This is a genomic window from Haloferula chungangensis, assembly GCF_042664875.1.
Taxonomy (GTDB): Bacteria; Verrucomicrobiota; Verrucomicrobiia; order Verrucomicrobiales; family Akkermansiaceae; genus Haloferula; species Haloferula chungangensis.
Window position 1 is genome coordinate 1 of record NZ_JBHTBS010000054.1, and the last position, 1,234, is coordinate 1,234.

At 59.6% G+C, this 1,234-nt stretch carries 1 protein-coding gene; it reads right to left on the minus strand.

The window, feature by feature from the left end; genetic code table 11:
- Positions 1-463: 463 nt before the first annotated feature.
- On the minus strand, positions 464-1,234 hold a 771-nt coding region (locus ACFQY0_RS21140), incomplete at its 5' end, for an IS110 family RNA-guided transposase (RefSeq protein ID WP_379717032.1).

Consider the following 1,234-nt stretch of genomic DNA (forward strand, 5'->3'; position numbering starts at 1 on the left):
TCGACGTTGCTATGGCTGCCTGGTTGTCAACGGCAAAAGTTCTACTATTTTCATCGTAATGGATGAGTTCTTCCGCGCCTTTCCGTTGCGCTGGAGACCGGGATGAGAAATGGCGGTTTGATCCAGTGTGATCAGCAGTTCGCCTACGGCTTAGTATGCTGCTATTCGTGGGCTACCCCGCCGAGGCGAGGCCTATCCAACAGATTCTTTATTCACGTTTGTGGCTCCCTCGTTCAGTCTCGTAGCGGGTGCTTGACCCGGCAGGGCCGGGGTAACCCAGAACGTCGATCGAAGACTTCGAGCCGGCTGGCGCTTCTCATCCCGGACCACAACGCAGTCGGTCGGGTATGTCGGTTTGGCTAGGTGCTTGGTCTGTCCTTGAAATGAACGGAAATCTTCATTTTTCAAAAGCCCCCCCAAGGAACGCAGGGGGTTTTGAAAAAGGGAGATGGGAGTGGGGTTTTCAGTTGGCGCTTTGTTTGGCTTCGAATCGGGTTCCGAGTTCCCAGACAAAGGCTGCCAGTTCGCGGGCGATGGTGACCTTGATCTTGTTGTGATGGAGCTTGCGCTTCTTCAACTGTGCGAAGCGGTGGCTCAGTCTTGTCTGGGTTTTCCAGGAGAGTTCTCTAACCCAGCGCGGGGCACCGCCTTGGCGCTGGGAGAGCTGCGGGCTGACATTGGGCGGCACGCGGTAGTGGGTCGCCTGTTCGACGAGCAACCAGCGGGCGTGCGGGTTTCCGCATTTGCTGATGCCGCCCTGCCTCCGGCTGGTGCCGCTGGAATTCTCGCTGGGGACCAGCCCGAGGTAGGCCATGAGCTTCTTGGGATGCTCGAAGCGGCTGAAGGTGCCGATCTCGGAAACCGTGATCATGGCGGCCACGATCTGGAAGCCTTTGAAGGCCATCAGGGCTTCCACCAACGGCCGGCGCTGCCAGCTCTCGAGGAGCTGGAGCATTCCCTCCTCAAGTCGCGCGATGCGTTCCTCATGGAAATCGATGGCGGCAATGTTGTCTTCGAGCACATGGTTGTGGGCGGCGTCGGGAAGCTTGAGGCCCCGCAGGTAGTTGCGATGCTTTTGGGTCCAATGGGTCTTGCCGTCGTAGCGGTATCCGAGACGGCGCAGCAAGGCGAGCAGGCGGGACTTGGCGCGGCGCAGGTCGTCGACGGCATCGGTGCGGGCACGGCAGAGGTCGCGGATCGCCTCATCCACGGAGTCCGGGATGTTGACAGCGAC